Raw genomic sequence first — 25,009 nt, forward strand, 5'->3', positions numbered from 1 at the left:
AATGCGTTTATAGACGGACGAGCTAGTGGATAGAATTGGGTTGACTATGTTTGCGGTTATGTTATCGCCGGTGCTGTGTGGGACGTTGTGTTGATCTTGTCGGTGAAGTCGTGAAGTACGGCATCCGTATTTTGGAGGCACTCGCAGGACGTAGTTTTCCTGGCTTTGGTGTCATCTGTGGTGCTGTGAGCGGTCCGCCGGTCCACGGCCGCGATGATCCGAGGGCCGGCCTCGACCCTGTCGGCCTGGCCGCACTGTTGTTGTGCTTGATCCGCGAAAGGGAAGATAAAGGATTTGCTCGGCTGTCGGCCAACCAGTACCTCGCTGTGGTCGAACATTTCTCGGATCGGCTCGAGATCAGGGTAGGTGGAAAGCTATGCGTGGGTAGCTGTGCTGGCAGCCTCAGACACGACTTAGGCTCCGATGCCGTCCACCTGAGCTTTGCCGAGCCTCCAGGAGCCAGTCGAGCAGCCGTCGCGGCGTATCAATTTCAGTTGCGTGCATACGTGGCCCGCGGGGTGTGTGGCGCGGAAAGCGAACACAAGGGCGGCTCAGGTCTTCTGGAGATTGTGCGCGTGGGCATTCCAGTCGTTTCTGCGGTGTCGTCGAGGCACTTGTTCGATGAGGTTGGGGTATGGCTGGCCGAGGGTCTGACGCCCGTGGTCGTCTTAGCTAGCACGTTAGGAAAGGTAACGGTGAGTTCGTGCCGTCCACGAACCTGGGCACTGCACTTGCGGCCTTACAGCAGCACGAGTGGCCTCGCGCTACTGATGACGATCGCGTCCATCCGGAACCCCTGCAGGGGTGGCGCATGACCACCGCCTACCCCGAGTCTGGATACGATTTTCCGCTCAGCGATGCACAGAAATCGTTGCTGCAGCGGCAATCCGCGATGCCGGGCGTCCCGCTGAGTGTCGCGAACTACATCATTCTTGACGGACCGCTCGATGTCCCTCGGTTCCTGGGTGCACTGCGCGAAGAGGTTCGGGCAGGCCGATCGCTGCAGATCACGCTGCGGTCAGACACATCCGGCCCAACCGGGGTGTACGACCCGACTCTGCACGACTTTGTCGAGTACGTCGACCTTCGAGGCGAGACAGATCCGTTCGGCAGCGCGCTGGCAACTATGCGCGAGGACGCGTCTAAACCTGTCGATCCATTCGCCGACAGACTTGCTCGCGGAGTCTTGTTCGAGCTGAGCAGCACTCGATTCGTCCTCTTCCAGCGGACGCACCACATCGTCACCGACGGTCTCGGTGCCGTCAACTACATGATCCGCGGGCTCGCGAGGATCGGTGAGATTCTCGATGGAGTTGCAGATGTGAGTTCGCGAGTCATTCCCGACCTGCGCGCCCCGGCCCGCGCGGACGCCGACTACCGCGCCTCACGCCGCTTCCAGACCGACCGTGACTATTGGCGCAACGTGCTTAACGGCGTCGGCGGCGGAACACCCTCCTCGTCGCTGCGTATGGGACCGCCGGCACCGATCAACCGGAGGTTGTCTGCGCCGATTCCCGCTGGCACGATGACGATGTTGCGGCTTGTCGCGGAGGAGCGTTCCACCACGCTCCCAGCGGTCATCGCCACCACCTTGGCCGCGTACTTCGCGCGCATCACCGACAGTGATGACGTCGTCATCGATCTCGCGGTTGCAGCGAGAACTGTCGCTGCTCTACGGAATACCCCGCTGCCGACGCTGAATTTCGTTCCCGTACGGACCGGGGTGGGCTCGGCAAGCACCGTCGGTGGTGCACTACGCTCCACGCAAAGCGCGCTCATGGGAGCGCTGCGGCATCAGCGGTACCGGCGTGACGACATCGTCGCTGACCACGGCAGCCCCATCACCGGCCCCGTCCTCAACATCATGATGTTCGACCGGAAGATCCAGTTCGGAAAGGTCACCGCCACCTTCCACTCCCTGACCACCGGACCCGTCGACGACCTGTCGCTCAACATCTATCCCGACACTGAAGGCGACCCGAGCGTGGACGGTTCGCTCGTCGTCGAACTCGAAGCCAACCCGAATCGGTACGACGACGCCGACGTCGTTGAACACCATCGGCAGATCGTCGCGCTGTTGGGGGAAGTGGCGACGGCTCTTGTCGACGGTGGGGAGGTGGCTGTCGACGATCTGCCTCTGGTGGTGGAGGAGCCGACTGCGGTGTCGATACCGGCGCGGCCGCGGGTGTGGACGGAGATTCTCGATGAGACCGTCGAGCGGTTCGGTGATCGGATTGCCGTCGACGGCGAAGCGTGTGGCGAGGACGCGTTGACGTTCGCCGAACTCGATGAGCGGGCTAAGGAGTTCGCGGAGGAGTTGCGCGGGTATGGGGCGCGGCCGGGAGAGACCGTGGCGATCACGCTGCCGCGCGGGGTGGAGCAAGTGGTTGCGTGGTGGGCGGTCGCGCGGACTGGGGCGGCGATACTGCTCGTTGATCCTTCGCTCATGCGGGTGCGAGTGGAGACGATTCTGCGGGTAGCGGAGCCGGTGTGTGTGGTGTCGGAGGAGGGGTTTCGGTTTGGTGGTGGGCTGCGGGGGTCTCGAGGCTCGGCGCCTCGGGCCGCCTCGCACCTCGACCATCGGATGGAAGGTGTCGGCGACTTGGGGGATGGTGACCATCGATCGAATAGCGCCGACCAGCGGGGGGAAGGTGACGATCAAGGCGATCGCCTCGACCATCGATCAAGTAGCGCCGAGCAGCGGGGGGAAGGTGACGATCAAGGCGATCGCCTCGACCATCGATCAAGTAGCGCCGAGCAGCGGGGGGAGGGTGTCGGCGATTCGGCGGGTTCCAGCGGTGGGCTGCGGGGGTCTCGAGGCTCGGCGCCTGGGGGCGCCTCGCACCTCGACCATCGGATGGAAGGCGTCGGCGATTGGGGGGTTGGTAACCATCGATCAAATAGCGCCGACCATCGGGGGGAAGGGCTCGGCCATCGAGGGGAGGGCAGCGGCGATAAGCCGGGGGTGGACGACGTGGCGTATGTGGTGTTCACGTCGGGGACGACCGGGGAGCCCAAAGGTATTGCGGTACCGCATCGGGGACTGGCGAACCTGATTCGGGATGCGGAGTCGCTTCTCGACGACGGGAACGGGCCGGGACGGCTGGCGGCGGTGGCGTCACCGGCCTTCGACATCGCGCACTTCGAGATGCTTGCCTGCGCGGGACTCGGCTACACCCTGGTGCCGATCCCGTCGATCGATGCCGACCTCGGCGCAGCACTCGTCGAGAACGCCGTCACCCACCTGTACGCCACCCCGTCGCTCATCGCGCGCATCCCCACCCATCAACTGCCGTGGGTGGTCGGCGCCATCGGCGAGACGCTACCGCCGGCCGTCGCGAATCAGGTCTCGCCACAACGCATCCTGCGCAACACCTACGGGCCGGCCGAGGCCACGCTGTACGCGACGGTCGCCACCTTGGATGCACCGATCCCCACCGACCGGCCCACCCCCATCGGCACCGCCGTCGACGGGATGGCCGCCTACCTCCTCGATCACCGGCTCCGCCCACAACCGACCGGGATGATCGGCGAAATCTATCTCGCCGGAGCGCAACTCGCGCTCGGATACCTCGGCCGCACCGACCTCACCGCCGCCCGATTCGTCGCCTGCCCCTGGCAGCCCGGTACCCGCATGTACCGCACCGGCGACCTCGCACGCATCGACCCCACCACCGGGCTACTCGAATTCCACGGCCGCAACGACGACCAGATCTCCGTCCACGGCGTCCGCATCGAACCCGCCGAAATCGAACGCACCGCAGCCGATGTCGACGGCGTCGACGCAACCGTCGCCATCGCCGTCCACAGCACACAGGGCACCACCATCGACGTCGCGATCACCACCGACGCCGACGACCCCACCGCACTCGCCGCCACCGTGCGCCAGCAACTGTTCGCGACACTGCCGTCGATGATGTGGCCACGCCGCGTGGTCGCCGTCGAACAACTCCCGCTCGGCACCACCGGCAAACTCGACCGACGAGCCGTCGCCACCCTCCTCGCGCAGATCCCGATCGCACCGATCGCCTACGAGCCACCCACCGGTGCTGACGAAACTCTGGTCGCTGCAACGGTATCTGCTGTGCTGGACGTCGACGAGCCGTCGATGCTTGCCTCCGTCATCGACCTCGGCGGAACGTCGCTGTCGGTGATGGAGATCGTCGGACGCCTCGCCACCGCAACCGGCCGCATCCTCACCATCGCCGACATCACTGCCGCCACCACACTGCGCGACATCGCCGCCCGACTCGCCGCCGCACCGACACACACCGCCCCCGCACTGACCCCGCAGACCGCCCACGACCACTACCGACCCACCCCCCCCCAACAAGAACTCTGGCTCGCACACCGCCTGAACCCCGCCGACGCCGCCTACCATCTGCCCGTCCACCTCGAATTCGCGCCGGCGATCACCACATCCGTCCTCACCGCAGCGCTCACCGACGTCGCCACCCGACACGAGGCGCTGCGTACCGTTTTCGACGCCGCCGACGACGGAATAGCTACCGCACGAGTCCTTTCCGCCGCGCACCTCGCCGACCACCTACCGGTCACCACCGCACCCCTCGACGACGCCGGCATCCACGCCGCAGCCACCGCGCCGTTCGACCTCAGCGCCGCCCCCGCCTGGCGAGCCACCATCGACGACTCCGGCGACGCCATCTCGGTGGTCCTCGTCGCCCACCACATCACCGTCGACGGCGCCTCCCTCCCCATCCTCGTCACCGACTTCCTCACCGCCGTCGACGCCCGCCGCGACGGCCACGCACCCAGTTGGCCCAGTCCGGCAGCACCATTCAGCGCGTCGATCACCTCCAACCCCACCGATACTGCTGCGGCGCAGAACTTCTGGAGTACCCACCTCGACGGCGCACCCGACCACTCTGCACTGCCCGAACCCGCGCGGCCCGGGCCGGTGAGCTATCACCACCGCCACCTCGACACCACCTCGCGTGAACGGCTCGCGCAGACCGCCGCTGCAGCCGGCGGCACCGTCGCAGCCCTGTTGCGGGTCACGCTGGCAGCGGTACTCGCCCGAATCACCGGACTCGACGACGTCGTGCTGTCGGTGCCGACCAGCGGCCGCGCCACCACCGCCGACCTCGGCCGCGTCGGCATGTTCGTGCGCACCCTGCCCCTACGACACACCGCCACCCTCGACCAGCGGCTCGGCGAGGCACTGACGCGCACCGACGCCACCCTCGCCGAGGCGGTACGTCACGCCGACGCCGCACCCGCCGGCCTGGCCGACGTACTCCTCACCACAGCCGTCACACTCCCGGACGTCACCGACACCACCGGCACGCTGATTCGCACCGTCCGCCCCCTCGACACCGGATTCGCCCAGACCGCGATGCAATTCGCCATCACCGACACCACCGACGGCATCGACATCCGGATGACCGTCGACGAGCACCGCGTCGACCCGACCGGTGCAGTGCTACTCCTCGACACCTTGGTCGAGGCCGTCACCCATCTCGCCGACGCGACCGCCGACGCGGTGATCGGGCATCAGCTACCGCCGGTCGCCACGCCCGAACCGACTCCGCGACGCACCCCCACCCTCGACCCGATCCGCGCACTCATCCCGCACACCCGCAGCACCCCGCACTCCATCGCCGTGACGGATGTACGTGGCGACCTCACCTACAGCCAACTCGCCGCCCGCGCTCGCTCGCTCGCAATCACCTTGCTGCGCAACGGGGTCCGCGACGGCGATCGCGTCGCCCTACAGATGAGCCGATCGTCAAACACCATCATCGCGATGGTCGCCGTCCTGATGGCCGGCGCCGCCTACGTCCCCATCGACCCCGACCACCCGCCGTCACGCATCGATGAACTCCTCGACGCCGCAACCCCAGTCGCGATCATCCGCGACGACCTGCACGTCCAAGCCCGCGGCCCCTCGACCAGCGCGCGCAGCACAGGCCGCCGCGCGCCCGGCGAGGCGTACGTCATCTTCACATCCGGCTCCACCGGAACACCCAAGGGCGTCAGCGTCAGCCGCGACAACCTCGCGACCATGCTCGGCGCCACCCTCGACGCGGTCGGCGCCGGCCCCGCAGACGTGTGGAGCTGGGCGCACTCCTACGCCTTCGACTTCTCCGTGTGGGAGATCTTCGGGGCGTTGGCCTCCGGCGGGCGCATCGCCGTGCTCGACCGCACCACCGTCCGCGACCCACGCCTACTCCTAGATGCCCTCGCCACCCACGGCGTCACCATCTTGTCGCAGACACCCACCGCCTTCGCCCGGCTCACCGACCCCGAGATCGTCGGCGACGACGGCGATCTGCCAGCGTTGCGGTCCGTCGTCTTTGGCGGCGAAGCCCTCCACCCCACCGCGCTGCATGACTGGGCGGCAGCCCATTCCGGTACACGCCTGATCAACATGTACGGCATCACCGAGACCACCGTGCATCTCACCGCCGCCGACGTCGACACCACCGACGCCCGCAGCATCATCGGCACACCGCTCGACGGAGTGCACCTCTCGGTCCGCGACGCCCGCGGACGCCGCGTCCCCGCCGGCGGACGCGGCGAACTGTACGTCTCCGGGCGGCAGGTCTCCCGCTGCTACCTCAACGCGGCCGCGGCGACCGCCACCCGCTTCGTCGCCGACCCCGAACAGACCGGCGCACGCATGTACCGCACCGGCGACCTCGTGCGCATCCTGCCCGACGGACGCCTCGCCTACCTCGGCCGCACCGACGACCAAATCCAACTGCGCGGCCACCGCATCGAACCCGCCGAGATCGCCGCCGTCCTGCGCCGACTACCCGGCGTCACCGACGCCCGCGTCCTCGTCGAACCCGGCAATCTTGCCGGCGACGAACGGCTCGTCGCCGCGGTCACCGGCCCTGACCCGTTGGACGAAGCCGTCCTCCGCACCGAGTGCGCCGCCCACCTGCCCGCCTATGCGGTGCCGTCGCGTATCGGCGTCGTCGCCTCGTGGCCCGTCACCGACACCGGGAAACTCGACCGCGCAGCACTCCTCACGGCGATCACTGCAACAGCCGCACCCGCGCGACCACTCACCGACGCCGAACAGCAGGTGGCCGCGGTGATCGCCGAGGTCATCGGCCTCGACGCCGTGGACGCCGACGCCAACTTCTTTGTGCTGGGCGGCAACTCGCTGTCGGCGGCACGGTTGGCCGCCAAGCTCAGCGGACCGCAGCGGTGGGTCACCGTCGGCGACGTGTTCGCCCATCCGACGGTGTCGGCGCTCACCACGCTGATGGGCCGGCCCGCCGAGGTGGCGGGGGGTGAGCCGCTGGCGCAACTCACTGCGGCACAACGGGCGCTGTGGATTCTCAACCGCGTCGAACCGTCCGCGGCGTATCACCTCGCCGTGCGCATCCGGTTGACCAGCAGCACCAGTCGGGGAGTGCTCGAGACTGCGCTGCGTGACGTCGCCGACCGGCACAAGGCGCTGCGGACGATCTACCCCGAGGTCGACGGGGAGCCTGTGCCACGGGTGCTCTCGGCGGAACAGATCACGCCGATCACCGACCTCGATGAGCGCTCGGCGGTGCACACACCGTTCGACCTGAGCACCGACTGCGGCTGGCGGGCCGTGATCTCCGCGGACGGCGCCGAGCTGATCCTGGTGGCCCACCACATCGTCGTCGACGGATGGTCGGTGCCGGTGCTGGTCACCGACTTCCTGCACGCCCTCGACGCCCGACGCAACGGCGTGGCGCCGCACTGGACCGAGCCGCAACCGCTCTTGGCCGCGCGGCGTGTGCCGGCCGACGCCGACTACTGGACCACGCACCTCGCCGGTGCCCCCACCACCCTCGCACTGCCCGAGCCGTCCGACCCGCATCCCACCGGGCTGACGGCCGGACCGGCGGTGGTGGTGCACTCGACGCTCGACGCGGCCACCGCCGCCGCCCTGGCACAGCGGGCCGCCGACGCCGGAACCACCGTGTACGCGCTGCTCTGGGTGGCCCTCGCTGCCACGCTCGCCGAGATCACCGGCACCGACGACACCGTCATCGGCATCCCTGTCGCAGGCCGCGACGACCCGGCCACTCACGGCCTCGTCGGGATGCTCGCACGCACGGTTCCGCTGCGCGCCAGCGGCATTCGATCGTCGGATGTCGACGACGCGCTGGCGCAGGCGCACACAACATTCGCCGCGGCCATGGCGCACGCCGAGACCGCACCGCTCACCGTGCCACCCGTGCTCCTCGACCACGACGTCACGCCGCCGGTTCCGCCGGGCATCGCCGAGTACGAGGCTCTGCCCACCGGGCAGGCGCGCACCGCACTGGAAGTCACCGTCCGCGACACCGGCACCGGCATGACCATCGCGCTGTCAGTCGCGGAGCACCACGTCGATCCCTCCGCGGGACCTGTTCTGCTGCAACGATTCGTCGCGGTGATACGCGGTCTGGCGACGGCCACGGATGCTCGCGTCGAAGATCTGTTGCCTGCCGCCGAGCCGATCGAGTCGTCTGCCCACATCGCCGAACCTGCCGATGTGCTCGACCTCCTGCGTGATGCGGCCGCACGTCACCCGGAGACGACCGCCGTTGCGGACGAACATGATTCGCTGACGTATGCGGACCTGCTGGCGCGGGCGAGCGCGTATGCCGCGGATCTTGCGGACAGCGGCGTGGGGGCCGGTGATCGGGTGCCGTTGACGCTGCCGCCGTCGGTGGATGCGGTCGTCGCAATGGTCGGCGTGCTGATGGCCGACGCGGTGGTCGTGCCGATCGACCCGGCCGCACCGCAGGAGCGGGTCGCGGCGATGCTCGCGCGATGCGAGACGGCGACGGCCCCGGGCGATGCGTACGTCATGCACACCTCCGGCTCGACGGGAACACCCAAGGGCGTCATCGCCACCCGCGCCGGACTCGCTGCCATGCTCGCCGCCTCCCGCGACCTCATCGACCCCCGACCGGGCGACGTGTGGGCGTGCACCCATGCCCCCACCTTCGACGTGTCGGTGTGGGAGATCTTCGGGGCGCTCACCTCGGGCGGCACCATCGCGATCGTGCGCCGCGACGACGTCGTCGACGTCGAGCGCTTCGTCGACGCCCTCGACCACCACGGCGTCACCATCCTCGCCCACACGCCCACGTCGTTCGTCCGGCTCACCGACCCGACGATCGGCGCACACCGGCTACGCACGCTGCGGTGCCTGGTGCTCGGCGGCGAAGCCTTCGACCCAACCGCGCTGCAGCAGTGGGCGGCTCGGCATCCCGACGTCCGGCTCGTCACCATGTACGGGCCCACCGAAACCACCGTCCAGGTGACCGGCGGCGACCTCGACGTCGGGGACCACCGACCCCTCATCGGCCGACCCCTGGCCGGCGTCGGCGCAGAAGTCCTCGACGCCCGGGGCCGACCGGTCCCGGTCGGCGGATGCGGCGAGTTGTACCTCACCGGAACACAACTCGCTCGCGGATACGTCGACCCCGCCGAAACCGCGGCACGCTTCGTCGCCGCACCCGACGGCACACGCCGCTATCGCACCGGCGATCTGGTGCGTCGCCTGCTCGACGGCCGACTTGCCTACCTCGGCCGCACCGACGATCAAGTGCAGATCCGCGGATACCGCGTCGAACCCGCCGCCGTCGTGGCGGTACTCCGATCCGTGCCCGGCGTTAATGACGCGCGGGTCGTCGTCGACTCGGGTGCGCAGCCCGGCGATGAGCGGCTCGTCGGATTCGTGATCGGCGACACCGATGAGACAACCCTTCTGGATGCTTGTGCCGCAGCGCTTCCCGCGCATCAGATGCCCGCGCGGATCGGAGTCGTCGACCTGTGGCCGCTGACCGCACACGGCAAGCTCGATCGGGAAGCGTTGCTGCTCAGCCTCACAGCGACCGGGGTGCGTGAGCCGGGAGAGCTGACCGATCGCGAACAGGTGATTGCCGACGCGATGGCCGCCACCCTCGGCGATGCACCGCCCATTACCGCTGATATCAACTTCTTTGCCGTGGGCGGGAACTCGCTGTCGGCGGCACGCCTGGCCAGCCGGTTGTCCCGAGCCGGACTCGCGATTTCGGTGACCGACGTTTTCGCCGCACCCACCGTGCGAGATCTGGCCGCGCTGGATGCCGTGGTGACGGACGGCGTTCTCGATCTGGATGGTGTTCGCATTGAACCCGATCGGCTTCCGCTCGCACCCGAGCAAGAGGACCTGTGGCTGCGGTGGCGCGCCGAACCCGACCGCACCGGATACCTCATGACCATGGCGATCCCGGTCGCCGAGATCTGGGACGGCAGCATCGACGACCTGCGCGGCGCACTCACCTCCATGGCCCTGACCTACGACGCGCTGCGCACCAGCTTTCCGATCGCCGACGACGGCACGCCCTACCAAGAGCGCTGGGCCGACGCCGACGTCCGCGCCCATCTGGGTGCGCTCGCGGTCACCGAGGTCGCCGATGTCGGCGAGGCACTCGCCGCGTTGGCCGAGCCCATCGACCTGACGACCAACCTCCCGTGGCGCCTCGCCCTCGTCGAACACGACGCCACCACATGGATTCTCGTGGTCGTCCACCACATCGTCGCCGACGGCGAAACGCTGCCGATCCTGCGGTCGGCGCTGACCGCGCCCACCCGTCCGGCCGTCGACTACCGGCGCTACACCCAGTGGCGGCTCGACACCCTCGCCGCCCGCCGAGCCGAACTCACCGCCTACTGGACGTCGGTGTTCGCCGAACCCGTTGCCACACTGCAACTCCCCGAAATCGACCTCGGTGCACCCGCCGGCGGCCGATCCCGCCACAGCGCGGTGGTGCTCTCGGCAGAGACCACCGCGCAACTCGACGCGCTCGCCGCCGATGCGCGCAGCACCCCGTTCATCGTGCTGCACACCGTCCTCGCGATGATCCTCGCCCGACAGTCCGGCAGCGACGTCGTCACCATCGGCACCGCACTGTCGGGGCGGGTCGACCCGCGCCTGGCCGACGTCCCCGGACTCTTCGCCCGCGCCGTCCCGCTGCACACCCGCATCGACCTCGATATCCCGTTCACCGACCTCCTCGCCAGGGTCACCGCCACTGACATCGGTGCGCTCGCCCACGCCGACCTGCCGCTGTCGGCGATCGGCCGCATCGCCGACCCCGGCCGCGACCGCGCCGGACGCCCACTGTTCGACGTCGTCCTCGGCGCCGTCCCCGACGACGTGGCGTCGCGCTACTCCGGCGCCACCGCACCACTGTTCGGCATCGACGTGATGAGCCATCGCAGCGACGGACGCGCGCACCTCGATCTCACCTGTGGGGAACGTGTCACCGACCAACCTCGACTCGACGCCCTCGCCTCGCTCCTCGGGTCGGTGCTCGAACAGGCTGTGGCACAACCCGAACGGACCGGCGCCGACCTCCTCGGTGGCCCGGCAGTGCGGCGGGTGGAGCCACCACCGCCGGAGACGCTGGCCGAGCTGCTCGACGCGCAGCTCACCACACCGTCGGCGATCGCCGTCGACGACGCCGCGCACCGCATCCCCGGATGCGGTGCCGCGCTGCGTTACGGCGACGTCGACCGTCTCGCCGACGCGCTGACGTGGCGGCTGCGCGAGCAGGGGATCGGACCGGGCCAGGTGGTGGCGTGTCACCTACCGCGGTCGGTATTCGGGGTGGTGGCCACCGTGGCGATCGCCCGGACCGGCGCGGCATTCGTCGCCGTCGACCCCGCCGACCCCGCAGCCCGACGCCGCGACATCCTCGAACGCGCCAGCGCTGCCGTGGTTCTCACACTCGTCGCCGACGAGGTGCCGGACGTGGGTGCGGTGCCGGTGATCGCTGTCGACAATCCGTACCTGTATCCGGTCGAACGGCGACGATTCACCCGCGCCGACCGGGTGCGCCCGCTGCACATCGACGACGCCGCCTACCTCACCTTCACCTCGGGGACCACGGGCCGGCCCAAGGGCGTCGTCGTCACCCATCGCGGACTCGCCGGCTGGGCCCGCGACACCGTCCGACGCCTCGAGCTGACGTCCCTCGACCGCGTGATGCACACGTACGCCGTCGGTTTCGACGCGCACCTGATGGGCATCGTGCCCGTCCTCGCCGCGGGAGCCTGCGTGGTGATCTGCCCGCCGGAGGTGATCGGCGGCGACGACCTCGCCGACCACATCGCCGACACCGAGACCACCGTGCTGCTGACGACGCCGTCGGTGCTGTCGACCATCAGCCCCACGCAGGTGCCGGAGGTTCGGCACGTCGCGGTTGGTGGGGAAGCGCTGAGTGCCCGGCTGGCCGGAACGTGGATGGCGCACGGGCACACCGTCAGCAACGAGTACGGGCCCACCGAGACGACGGTCGCCGTCACCAGCGCGCGGTGCCGCCCCGACGGTCCGATCACCATCGGCGCCACCATACCCGGAGTCGACGCCGTCATCCTCGACGACGCGTTGCGGCCGGTACCCGACTACACGATCGGCGAACTGTACATCGGCGGAAGTGCTCTGGCGCGAGGCTATCTCGACGACCCGGCCGGCACGGCGACCGCCTTTGCGGCCGGCCCCGACGGGACGCGCCGGTATCGCACCGGCGACCTCGTCCACCGGCGCGCCGACGGCGACCTCGTCATCCACGGACGCGGCGACGATCAGCTGAAGGTGCGCGGCATCCGGATCGAACCGGCCGAGGTGGAGGCCGCGCTGGCCGGTCTTGCGGATGTGAGCGAAGCCGTCGTCGCCGCCCGTCGCACTCCGGCCGGTGAGCGGGTGCTCGCCGCGTGGGTCATTCCGGCACCGGGTTCCCCTGTCGACGGTGCGAGCCTGCGGGAACAGGTGCGTACGGTGTTGCCGCGCAGCGTGGTTCCGGCGTCGATCACACTCGTCGATCGGCTGCCGCTCGGGTCGACCGGTAAGATCGACCGCAGCCGCCTGCCCGCCCCGGACCTTGCCGGTGATGTCGCAGAGATTGTCGCCCCACGCACCGATGTGGAGCGGATGGTGGCGGCCGCGTACGGCGAGGTCCTCGGCGTCGACGAGGTGCACGCGCACGCCGACTTCTTCGCCCTCGGCGGTACGTCGTTGTCGGCGACACAGGTCGCCTCACGGCTCTCCGAACGCCTCGGCTCCGACATCGCGGTCCGCACCCTGTTCGACACCCGGACCGTCGCCGCCCTCGCTTCGGCGATCCCGGCGGGCTCCGATGCGCCGGTCGCTGTGCCACGCCACTTGGCACGACCCGAGCGGCTGCCGCTGGCATACCCGCAGCGGCGCATCTGGATTCAACACCTGCGCGCACCCTTGTCGACGGCGTACCACGTGCCGCTGGTGGTGCGGCTCACCGGAGCCGTCGATGTCGACCGGCTCGTCAAGGCGATGGTCGCGGTACTCGGGCGCCACGAGAGCCTGCGGACCGTCATCGACGACGGACCGTGGCAGCGACTCGCCGACGGCGCCGACGTCAGTATCGTCCAGGTGAACGGTGATGTGGGCGCGGCGATTCGGGACGAGATCACCAGGCCCTTCGGCCTGGAACACGAGATCGGCGTCCGCGCAGTCGTGTTCGAGAGCGCCGACCACATCGATGTGGCCATGACCGCACACCACATCGCGCTCGACGGCTGGTCGGTGCGACTGCTCCTCGGCGAGCTCGCCCAGGCCTACACCGGCACCGAGCCTGCCCCGCCCGCACTCACCTACGGCGACTACACCCAGTGGCACCTCGCGCTGCTCGGCGACCCGGACGATCCGTCGAGCCGATACGCCCGAGAGATCCGGCACTGGCAAGAGACATTGGCCGGTATCGCCCCGTTCCGCACGCCCGGTGTCGGTGGCGACATCGGACCGGGCGGCCGTATCACCCACCGCCTCGACGTCGAGGTCGCCACCGCGATCACCGCTGCGGCACAACATGAATCGGCAACCCTGTTCCAGGCGGCCCACGCGGCGCTGGCATCGGTACTCGGCCGCTGGGCACGACGCGACGACGTGGTCATCGCGATGCCCGTGCACGGGCGGTCGGCACCGCAGTGGGAGTCGGTGGTCGGGATGTTCGTCAACACCGTCGCCCTGCGCATCCGGATCGACGCCACCACGTCGATGCGGTCGGCGGTGCAGCAGGCGCGCGACGTCGCGCTCGACGCCCTCGCCCACGCCGAGGTGCCCTACGAGGCGGTCGCCGCAGCCGTCCGGCCCGGTGTTCGCGACGGCATCGACCCGCTCACCTCGATCCTGCTCGTCGGCCAGGACGTGGTGCCCGCGCTCGACGGGGCAGGGGTGTTCAACGCAGGGGTCCTCGCCGAGGGGGTGCGCGCGGAGCCCGTGCCACTCGACGGAGATGCGGTGGCCGCCAAACTCGACGCCGAACTGGTGATCACCGTCGTCGACGGGCAGCTAGAGGCGACCGCGGTGTATTCACCACGGGTGCCGGCTGAGGTGGCCGACGCGCTGCTCACCGACGTGTGCGCGGCACTCGCGGCGATGGCCGACGACCTCGACCGACCGTTCCCCGAGCTGATGGCGCTACCGACCGGGGTGGTGGCCGAGGTGACGCCGCTGCCGACTGTGGTTGTGGGCGAGGCGAACTCGCACGATATGGACGCGGTGCGCGCGGTGATGGCCGACATCCTCGGCGTCGACGACGTCGCGGCCGACGCGGACTTCTTCACGCTCGGCGGGACGTCGTTGTCGGCGACGCAGGTGTCGTCGAGGTTGGGACGCGGCCTGGGGATGCGGGTGCCGACCGCCCTCGTCTTCGACCATCCGACGCCGCGTGCCCTGGCGAGCGCTGTCGAGGGTGTGGTGAGCGCCGTCGGCGCTGGGGAGAGCGCTGTCGGCGGAGAAATGAGCGCTGTCGCGGGTGGGGAGGGCGCTGTCGGCGGGGAGTGGGTGCCGCTGGCGCCGACGCAACGGCGACTGTGGACCGCGGCATTCATGGCCGAGGCCGCACCCCTCTATGCGGTACCCGTCGTGGTGCCGGTACCTGAGGGCGTGACCGTCGAACAGGCGGCCGATGCTCTGCGCGCGGTGATCGCCCGCCACCCGGCTTTGCGTCTGGCCTACGGCGATACGGGGAGTGGCCCGTGCCAGCGGGTCGTCGAGGGCTGGTCACCCGATGTCGAGAACCTCGCCGCCGACTCACTCGACGCCGATGTGTTGACCGGCCTGCTGCACCTTTCGCCCGCCAACTCCGCCGGCACACCGCCGGTGCGGGCGCTCGTCGTCAGCGTGCTCACGGACACCGGCGAGCGGCCCCTCGCGGTGGGGATCCTCGCCCACCACATCAGCATCGACGGCGAATCCGCGGCCATGATCGCCGCCGACCTCACCGCCGCGGTGATGGGCACCCCGCTCGGTGCCCTGACGGGTGATTTCCTCGGTGCCGCAGCAGATCTCGACGCGCGAGAACGTACCGAACGTGCTGACCTGTTGGAGTTCTGGGAGCAAGCGCTCGACGGATACGCCGACGACCTCGGCCTCGTCGAACACCGGCCCGTCGTGCGTGACCTCTCGACGGCAACCGTGCGTCGCACCCTGACCCGCCACCTCACCGACAAGATCCGCAGCACCGCGCGCGCCCACCACGCCTCCGAGTTCCACATCCTGCACGCGGCCACAGCATTCGCGTTGAGCGTGCAGGCCGGTGCCGACGACATCGCCATGGCCACCCCCGTCTCACTGCGTGGCGACGACCGGTGGCGCTCGGTGGTCGGCATGCTCGTCTCTACCGTGGTGCTGCGCACCCGGATCGGAGCCGTCGGCACCGTCGAGGAACTCATCGATATGGTGCGCGACGACGACCTCGCGGCCACCGACCACGCCCTCGTCGCCTTCGACGACGTCGTCGACCATCTCGGCGTCACCCGCGTCGTCGGCCGACATCCCCTGGTGCAGATCATGTTCTCCGTGGTCGACGGAGCCATGGCGTCGGGTGCGGCGGCAGCCGCCGGCACCGTGCCCGGCATCGACGAGTTCAGCCCGAGAAGCGAATTCGATCTGCAGGTGATCATCACACTCGACCCCGAGGGACATCGCATCGACGTGATCTATGCGCGACAACTGTTCTCTGAGGCTCAGATCAACACGATCGTCCGGAGAATCGGCACCGCACTGCAGATCGTCACCGGCGACGGCACACAGCGCCTCGACCCCACCCGTCTGCTGAGCCGGCGCGAGTCGGAGTTCATCCTCGAGCATGCGGGCGCCACCCCCGATAGCATCGAACCGCCACTGCTGCACGACATTCTCGACGCGGCCGTGCGTCGGCATGCGAACGTGATGGCCGTCGACGACGGTGCACGCCATCTCACCTTCGCCGAGCTCGACGCCTGGGTCTCGGCGACCGCCCGCAGCTTCGCCGACCGCGGTGTGCGCGTCGGGGATCGGGTCGGGCTGCTCATCGACCGATCCGTCGAATGGGTGGTGGCGTGGTGGGCAGTGAGCCGGCTCGGGGCGGTGATCGTGGCCGTCGACGCGGATCATCCGGCCGCCCGCATCGAGAAGACCCTCGCTCTCGCGCAGGCCCGACCGGTGACCCGTCACGATATCCCACCCCAACCCGTCGGTCCGGTTACACATGTTCCAGCACAACGTGTCTCACCCGATGCGCTCGCCTACATCATCACCACCTCCGGCACCACGGGCGCCCCCAGTGCGCTCGCGGTCACCCATCGTGGGCTGCACCGCTGCACCAGGGTGAGTGGCATCTCGGTGTTGGACCGGGTCGCGCTCACCACCGGACCGGCCTTCGACGCGTCGATCATGACGATCCTGTCGGCGGTCGGGGCGGGTGCGGCACTGGTGGTTGCGCCGTCGACGGTGCGCGCCGGCACCGAACTGACCGCGTGGCTACGGGAGGTCAGCGCCACCGTCATGCTCGGGACTCCGTCGGTGATGCAAACCGTCGACCCCGCGGTGTTGCCGTCGATGCGTCGCGTCTTCATCGGGGGAGAAGCGTTGTCGCGCACCCTTGCCGACGAGTGGTCAGCGCACACCGAGGTCGACAACGTCTACGGCCCCACCGAAGCGACCGTCTGGGTGACCGGCGCCCCCTATCGATCCGACGAACCGAATCGGATCGGATACCCGCTGCCCGGCATCGGAACGATCATTCTGGACCGGCGTCTGCGGCCTGTCGCCCCCGGCGTGGTCGGCGAACTGTACGTTGCCGGAACCGGATTGGCGCGCGGATATCTGGGTGATCCCGGCAAGACCGCCGCACGGTTCGTCGCCGGCCCCGGTGGCGAACGGCTCTATCGCACCGGTGATCTCGTGCGCTGGGATCGGCGCGGCGGTGGCCTGATCTATGTGGGGCGCGTCGACCGGCAGATCAAGATCCGCGGGCAACGCGTCGAACCCGCCGAGATCGACGCCGTGCTCTTGGGATCGGGGGCGGTACAGGCGGCAACCGTCGTCCGGCCGGGTCCGGCCGGCGCCGCCCTGATCTCGTACGTCGTCGGTGACGCGGTCGACGTCGAGCAGATGCGCCGAGTGGCCGGCCGCACGCTACCGCGGCACATGGTGCCCGCGAAGATCATCGCCGTCGCCGCGTTACCGCACACCAGCGCAGGCAAACTCGACGACGCTGCGCTCCCACCGCCCCAGTGGACCCGATCCGGTCGACCACCGGCCACCGCCCACGAACACGCGGTGTGCGCGGCGTTCGAGTCCGTCCTCGGGGTGCCGGTCAGCATGGACGACGACTTCTTCGACGCCGGCGGAAACTCGTTGGCACTGATCGCGTTACGTGACGAAATCGAGCACCGTACCGGGTTGCGGATGTCGGTTGCCGAGCTGTTCGCGCACGCGACACCCGCGGGTGTCGTCGCCGGCGGTGACCGACTGCTGGATCACCGGGTGGTGGAGTTGTCGGGGGAGCGTGCGTCCGACTTTGCTCCGCTGTGGGTGGTGCACACCGTGACGGGAATCGTCACCGACTACGCCCCGCTGGCCCACGCGATGCCGCATCGCCGTGTGCTCGGCGTCCAGCTGCCCGAGCTCCTCGACACCGCGCACCCGATGCCGGAGTCGTTGGCCGCCATCGCAGCAGGTCACGTGACCGCGATCCGCGAGCGCCAGCCCGACGGTCCGTATCGACTGATCGGCTGGTCGTACGGTGGGGTGCTCGCCCACGAGATCGCCCGGCAGATCGTCGAGAGTGGCGGTGAGATCGCGCTCCTGGTGCTTCTCGACCCGCGGACCCCGGCCGAAGTCGACGCCGCCGAACTCGCACGCGTCGCCGACGACGATGCGGCCCGGCTCCACGCGCTGCTGCAGCCGCTCGCCGCCGCCGACCCCGACCTGGCGGCCACCGTCACCCACCGCATCGGGATCGTCGTCGACGGGTTACGCCGACATCAGCCGTCGTCGGTGACCGCAGGTAGGGTCCTGTACCTGGCGTCGAACGACGGCGACGTGGATGTGGACGTGAAGGAGCAGGCGTGGGCGCCCTATCTCGACGGTGACGTCGAGGTGATCGAGACCGGTCGCGCGCACGCCGATCTTGGTGGCCCGGCGTCGATGCGGCAGATCGCGGAACTACTCGAGGAGCATTGGTGAGCGAAGGACAGAGCAGTCCGGGAGTGGTCGACCGGCCCCAGTCGATTCTGTTCGTGTGCACGGGCAACATCTGTCGGTCGCCGATCGCCGAGCGCATTCTGCGGACACTCGCCGGTACCGCCGGGGTGTCGGTGACGGTGACCAGCGCGGGTGTCGGCGCGCAGAACGGTGCGCCGATGCATCCGCTGTCGGTCGAGGTGCTCGACGAACACGGCTACGACGCAGCCGGATTCGAGGCCCACTACCTTCGCCCGCAGATCCTCGACGGCGCCGACCTGGTGCTGACGATGACCCGCGAACACCGCGCCGCATGCCAGCGGACGACACCCGCGCGGTGGAAGCGGATGTTCACGCTCAACGAGTTCGTGGAGTTGGTCGGTGAACTCGACAGTGCCGGCCTGTCGACGGTGATCGACTCGCGAGCACGGATCGACACCAACGCCGAGCGCCTCGACATCGTCGACCCGATGGGGCAGCCGAAGGAGGCGTTCGAGCGGGTATTCGCCGAGATCGAACCGCGGGTGCTCGACGTGGCGTCATGGCTGGCCGGCGGTGCGGCCGTCGAGTTGCCCGGTGGTCGCGTGCCGGAGCCGGTACCCGTCGAGCCGGAGGGTGGCGACGGTCCGCCGCCGGAGGACCCGGGGTCGGCCTCGTCGGGTGACGAGACACCGCGCGCCCGGTGGTGGCGGAATCGGTGGCTGTGGATCATCATCGGTGTGCTCATCGCTGTGGTGGTGATCGGTGTTGCGTGGCTTGCCTATTCGGCGTTCGCGGCGAAGGGGGAGTTGGAGTCGGCGCGCACCGACGCGCAACGCGCGCGTACCGCGATCCTCGACGGCGACCAGAAGACGGCCAAGCAGGCCGCGCAGTCGGCGGCCGACGAGGCGGGTGGTGCCGCAGACCGCACCGACGGGGTGGTGTGGTCTGCGGCCGCGGCCATCCCGTGGCTCGGCAAACCACTCGACTCGGTGACGCAGATCAGTTCCGCGGTGTCGGACTACGCCTCGCAGGTACTGGTGCCGTCGGCGGATCTGTCGTCGGTGCTCTCGCCGTCGCAGTTGCGCCGCGGTGACACCATCTCCACCGCCCCGCTGCGGCAGGCGCAACCACAGCTCGCGGCGATCGCGGAGAAGTCCGACGCGATCGCCACCCGTGCAGCCGGAATCGATCCGAGCTGGTCGGGTACGGTCGCCGACGCCCGCAACCAGCTCGTCGATCTGCTCGACCGTGCCAACACCACCGTGCAGGGCACCGATGTTGCTGCGCAACTGGTTCCGTCGATGCTCGGCGCCGACGGGCCGCGGAACTACATCCTCGCCCTGCAGACACCGTCGGAGTCTCGGGGGACCGGTGGGCTCGTCGGCGGGTTCGCGATCATCGACGCCAGCGACGGCCGGGTGACCGCGCCGACGTTGGGTGCCAACTCGGACTTCCGTAATCCGGCGCGTCCGCAGATCGATCTGGGGCAGGAGTACGACTGGCTGTTCGACTCGTTCAAGCCCTACACCGACTTCCGCAACTCCAATCTGAGCCCGAACTTTCCCGACGCCGCCCGGATCTGGATCGCCAACTGGAAGTCGCAGACCGGTCAGCAACTCGATGGTGCCGTAGCCCTCGACCCGATCGCGATGAGTTACGTCCTGAAGGTGACCGGGCCGGTCACGCTGCCGAGCGGGGAGAAGATCACCGCCGACAACATCGTTCCGATCACGCTGTCGACGGCATATCAGCGCTTTGCCGACAACAATGATGCGCGAAAAGCGTATCTGCAGAGCATCTCCCGAGCCGTCGTCGGCCAGATCTCCGGTTTCCGCGGCGACACCGGCGCACTCCTCGAGGCGCTCGGTCGTGGGGTGCATGAACGTCGGATCATGGTGTACAGCGCCGATCCCGCCGAGCAGAAGATCTTGGAGTCCACCGACCTCGGACACCAGATCTCCGATACGTCGGCACCGTATCTTCAGGTCGCCCTGTCCAATGCTGCCGGTAACAAGCTCGACTACTACCTGCGCCGGGAGATCTCCTATCAGGCCGCCGGATGTAGCGGGGACTCGCGGAAGAGCACGGTGACCGTCACGCTCACCAATACCCTCGACAACCTGTCGCTACCCGACTACGTCGTCGCACCCAACGGCACCAACCTGTCGGTGGCCCGCGGGACGAACCTGGTCAACGTCGCGATGCTGACTACCAAGGGCGCCACCGTCACCTCCCTGACCGTCGACGGCGTCGGCCCGCTCTACACCAACGAAACCCTCAACGGCCGCCCCTACGTCTCGACTCTGGTGCGCGTGCCGCCCGGTCAGAAGGTCACCGTCACCATGAACCTGGAGGAGCCGACGTCGGCGCACGGCCCCGCCGACGTCCCCATCCAGCCCCTCGTCGACACCCCACAGGTAAAGGTGGATGTCCCGGCCTGCCGGTGATCGCCCCGGCTTTCCTCGGTCGTCGAGTGGTCCCGTTCTGGGCGACTCCCATGATCGGTCGTCGAGGTGCGACGAGCCGCTAGGCGAGGAGCCTCGAGACGCGGTGACCCGGTGCTGGGTATGAATTTCCAGCGTCATGTTGCGGTGGTCTCGAGACGCGTCGTGCTCGGTGCGCTCGCTCGGCGCTCCTCGACCAGCGGGCAAGGGGGATCGTGCTCGGTGCGGGTGTAAGGTCGGCCCTTTCCCCCGGTCGTCGAGGTGTGACGAGCCGCTAGGCGAGGAGCCTCGAGACGTGGCGACCCGGTGCTGGGTGCCGGCCCGGTACGAATATAACTTCCACGGAATCGGGCCGAAAACCGTGTTTTTCGGGGTCGGTGGTCCGCTGCGGTGGATGTTGTATTCGTAGTCCGGCCGGGTTGCGGTGTTGGCGTGCGGTGGTCTCGAGACGCGTCGTGCTCGCTGCGCTCGCTCGGCGCTCCTCGACCAACGGGAGGGGGCGGCGCTCGGCGGTATCGAGGGGTGGCGCTTCTCGACGAGCGAAGGGGAGGCGCCCGGCGGTATTGAAGGGTGGCGCTCCTCGACCGTCGGGAAAGGGGGATCCCGCTCGGCGGATCAAAGGTGACGCTCCTCGACCATCGAAGGAGGGGCGCTCGGCGGGGGTCTATGCATTCTTGACGACATTCTTTGATGGCATCCTCGTCATTCATGCCGGGTTCTTGGGCATTCTTTGAATGAGACGGAATCGCAGAATGGTGGATTCACGAGAATCCGGAATCCAATCTCGCAAATCAGGCATTCTGGATCTGGGCGGAATGACGCCAGAAGGTGCCTTCATCTGCTGGTTTACATTCCCGAAATACTCGTGACAGCCTGCAGGAAAGTACTGTGAAGGCCGTCACACTTGGATTGGTGAAGCAATCTGGACTCTGGTCCGCGGGTTCGTGACCACATGGAACACCTGGTCTGTGCGTGCTGGTCACGGACTTGCCGGCGGCCGGCGGACGGATATTTATTGAGCAAAGCGAAGAATCCTCGGTAATCCCGATTGCTGTGGCTGTCAAATGGTAGGGAAGTCACAAAAGAATTCCAATCCGGCGTTGTGGTCCGGGTAAACGGGAGTTAATGTTGACCCGTGTTAAAGATCAACGGGAGCTTGTCAACTGTCCCGCATTGATTGATCCACGTGAACATGGCCGAAGAGTGTTTCGGGGCGGTCATGGGCCCGCGCAAGAAGCGTGCGGGTTGGCTCGGCGAAGAGGCTGGGCCGCGAGGAGGCCGGCGGTGGCGATGACGCGACCGTTCGGCCGACATCGCCCCACCGAGATCTGATCGTGGGAGGTGTGGTGAGTCCGTCAGGGCAAGCATCGGCGCTGAACGTGTGGAGTTCAGGCGCAACACAAGACAGCAATCCCGACATCGGCGCACGTCGCAGTCGCCCCCAATGGAGCAAGAAGTACCTGGCCCGGCTGGCCATCTCCGACGCGGTCATCGTGATCGCCGCGGTCGCCACCGCGCACCTTCTCCGGTTCGGCACCGGCAACCCGTTCGGTCAGCGCGGACAAGTCGAGATCCCGGCCACCAGCGTGGCCCTCATCTTGATCATCCTGTGGCTCATGGCATTACGTGTCAACCACGCGCTAGATCGTCGGGTCGTCGGTTCCGGCCCGCAGGAGTACAGCCGCGTGGCCACGGCCTGCTTCGCCGTCTTCGGCGCACTGGCGATCGTCGACCAGATCTTCCGGCTGCAGATCGCCCGCGGCTTCCTACTGCTCGCGCTGCCGCTGGGCACCGTCGCCTTGCTCGTGTCGCGATATCTGTGGCGTCGCAACCTGTCTCGTCAACGCCGCAACCGGCTGAACATGGAAAAGCTCCTGGTCGTCGGCAGCCACGACACCGCGACATCGCTCGTGCGCCGGCTCACCCACACACCCCAGCTCGGGTACGACGTCGTGGGGGTGTGCCTCCCCCGCACCGTCGCGCCGCTGCCCCCACACATCGAGGTGGGGGAGCATGCGATCCCGGTCCACGGTGACCTCGACGACGTACTGGCGGCCGTCGACTCCGCCGACGCATCGGTGGTGGCGGTCAGCTCGGCCGAGGTCCTCGGCCCCGACGCCATGCAGGAACTGTCCTGGGGTCTGGAGCGTGTCGACGTCGACATGCTCGTCGCCCCCGGCGTCGCCGACGTCGCAGGCCCCCGACTGACGGTGCGCCCGGTTGCCGGACTTCCGTTGCTGCACATCGACAAACCCCGCTACGAAGGCGCCAACCGGTTCCGCAAGGCGCTCGTCGACAGGCTGGGTGCGGCGGTACTGATCCTGGCTCTAACGCCGGCGATGTGCCTGGTCGCGCTGGCGATCGTGCTCGACACCGGCGCCCCGATCTTCTACCGCGCCACCCGGATCGGGGTGAACAATGCGCCGTTCCAGATGTGGAAGTTCCGGTCGATGGTGGTCGACGCCGACCGCGTCAAAGCCGATCTCCGCGCCCGCAGCGAGGGCAACGGCGTCCTGTTCAAGATGCGTGACGACCCGCGAATCACCAGGGTCGGCAAGATCATCCGCCGCTACAGCCTCGACGAACTGCCCCAGCTGTTCAACGTCATCGGCGGCACGATGAGCCTGGTCGGCCCGCGCCCACCGCTGCCCGACGAGGTTGAGCAGTACGACGGGCGGATCGCACGACGCATGCTGGTCAAACCCGGGATGACCGGGCTCTGGCAGGTGTCGGGCCGCTCCGATCTGTCCTGGGAGGACTCGATCCGCCTCGACCTCTCCTACGTCGAGAACTGGTCGATCATGCAAGACGTGCTGATCCTGTGGCGCACCGTCCGGGCGGTCTTCGACAAGACCGGCGCCTACTGATCGCCCCCCAACCTGGACGCCCCAAGACCCCGGACGGCGCCGTCGGGTGCTGAGTAACCCCACCCCCGCGAGTACCCGCCGACGCCGTCCGGTCCATTCCACACCCCCAGAAGACGCACACCACCGACATCCAGACCGACGCTTCGAGAAACGAGAACCCGATGTCGTACCCGACCCACACGCCCCGAATCCTGCACACCACCAACGTCTATGACGGCGGCATCAGCCGGGCCGTGGAGAAGATCGTCTCACTGACCCCGCAATACGAGCATCATCTGCTGGCCGCGGGCGGATCGGTCGGCTCCGGTGCCGCCGAGTTCGCGTCGGTCACCGAACTCTCCCGAGACCCGTTGCGCGCCATCGGCGACCTGCGCACCCGGGCCCATCAACTGCAACCCGATCTCGTGCATGCGCACTCCAGCTGGGCCGGATTCTTCTGTCGCGCCGCGGCCCTGCCGGTGCACACGATCTACCAGCCACACTGCTTTGTGCTGCAGGACCCGCAACGCGCCGGCTGGAAACAAGGCGTGTTCCGCGCCGCCGAGCAACTGCTGAGTCTGCGCAAACACACCATGGTGGTGCTGACCCCCGAGGAGGAGTCGGTGGCGCGCAGCATGATCGGCGTCCGTCTCGGCCGCGCCCAGGTGGTGCGTGTACCCAACGCGGCGCACCGAGAACCCGCCGACCCGCTGCGCACCGCGACGCAGCCGTGGCATGAGCGGGCCCGGGTTGCGATGATCGGCCGGATCTGCCCACAGAAGGACCCGCGGTTCTTCGCCCAGCTCGCCAAGGCGCTACAGCGCAAACACGAAGACGCCGAGCTCATCTGGATCGGAGACGGCGACCCCGACGCCAAGCGCCTGCTGGAACACAACGGGGTGACGGTGACCGGCTGGGTCGGCGACGACGAACTCGACGCGCTACTCCGATCGATCGACGTCTACGTGCACAGCGCACTGTACGAAGGGTTTCCGCTGTCGGTCCTCGACGCCGCGAGCTACCGCATCCCGACCGTGGTCCGCGACATCCCTTGCTTCGACGGCACCCCACTGGTCTGCGAATCGACGGTCACCGAGGTGGCCGAACAGATCCACCACATCGTCGCCGACAACGACTACCACGACGAGGTCGTCGACCGTACCGTGCGCGTGCTCTCGACGATGAACAAGACCAAGCAGCGTCAGGCCTTCGTCGACTGCTACGACGCCTGCCTCGCCGAGGGGGCTTAGCGGTGCGGG

General features: G+C 68.5%; 5 protein-coding genes. All 5 read left to right on the forward strand.

The features are described 5' to 3' along the window. The first annotated feature begins 110 nt into the window (after window positions 1-110). The 5 genes from J6U32_RS08365 to J6U32_RS08385 all read left to right on the forward strand — a co-directional run bounded on the left by J6U32_RS08365 (window position 111) and on the right by J6U32_RS08385 (window position 25,000). Window positions 111-815: a hypothetical protein gene (locus J6U32_RS08365; protein WP_208794644.1), complete on the forward strand. Its 705-nt coding sequence runs from the start codon at window positions 111-113 to the stop codon at window positions 813-815. Then, window positions 812-18,481: a non-ribosomal peptide synthetase gene (locus J6U32_RS08370; RefSeq protein WP_208794646.1), complete on the forward strand. Its 17,670-nt coding sequence runs from the start codon at window positions 812-814 to the stop codon at window positions 18,479-18,481. Before J6U32_RS08365 ends, J6U32_RS08370 begins: the two co-directional genes overlap by 4 nt. Further along, entirely contained in the window at window positions 18,478-20,907 is a 2,430-nt protein-coding gene (locus tag J6U32_RS08375; protein WP_208794648.1) for a DUF4012 domain-containing protein, read from the forward strand. Before J6U32_RS08370 ends, J6U32_RS08375 begins: the two co-directional genes overlap by 4 nt. A gap of 1,376 nt (window positions 20,908-22,283) precedes the next feature. Continuing rightward, window positions 22,284-23,771: a sugar transferase gene (locus J6U32_RS08380; protein WP_432276995.1), complete on the forward strand. Its 1,488-nt coding sequence runs from the start codon at window positions 22,284-22,286 to the stop codon at window positions 23,769-23,771. Between the two features lie 161 nt (window positions 23,772-23,932). Then, entirely contained in the window at window positions 23,933-25,000 is a 1,068-nt protein-coding gene (locus J6U32_RS08385; RefSeq protein ID WP_208794651.1) for a glycosyltransferase family 4 protein, read from the forward strand. Window positions 25,001-25,009 lie beyond the last annotated feature (9 nt).

Origin of the sequence: Gordonia polyisoprenivorans (assembly GCF_017654315.1) — a bacterium.
Taxonomy (GTDB): domain Bacteria; phylum Actinomycetota; class Actinomycetes; order Mycobacteriales; family Mycobacteriaceae; genus Gordonia; species Gordonia polyisoprenivorans_A.

Coding starts and splice junctions, on each gene's coding strand:
- J6U32_RS08370 (WP_208794646.1), top strand. CDS start 812: ATGACCACCGCCTACCCCGAGTCTGGATACGATTTTCCGCTCAGCGAT.
- J6U32_RS08385 (WP_208794651.1), top strand. CDS start 23,933: ATGTCGTACCCGACCCACACGCCCCGAATCCTGCACACCACCAACGTC.